This window comes from Rhodococcus sp. PAE-6 (genome assembly GCF_025290685.1).
Taxonomy (GTDB): Bacteria; Actinomycetota; Actinomycetes; order Mycobacteriales; family Mycobacteriaceae; genus Rhodococcus; species Rhodococcus pyridinivorans.
Genome location: NZ_JAOCLZ010000166.1, coordinates 1 through 252 on the forward strand (window position 1 = coordinate 1; position 252 = coordinate 252).

Here is a 252-nt window from a genome sequence, read left to right on the forward strand (position 1 = left end):
GCCGGGCTCACCCGCGCCGTGGTCAACGTCCTCGACACTGCGGCCAAGTGGAGCCCGGCGGGGGAAGCCGTCGTCGTGAACATGCGGCAGATCGCCAGCGGTCTGAGGGAGCTGACCGTCGACGACGCCGGCCCGGGGATCCCGGAGGAGGAACGCGAACTGGTGTTCGAACGGTTCTCCCGGGCGACGACCGCGCGGTCGATGCCGGGATCCGGTCTGGGACTGGCCATCGTGCGACAGATGGTCACGAAG

Annotated in this window: 1 protein-coding gene; it reads left to right on the plus strand. The window is 69.8% G+C overall.

Features of this window, described 5'->3' with window-relative positions:
• A partial coding sequence (locus tag NVV99_RS26655; RefSeq protein WP_260783318.1) for a sensor histidine kinase KdpD occupies positions 1-252 on the plus strand: 252 nt, incomplete at both ends.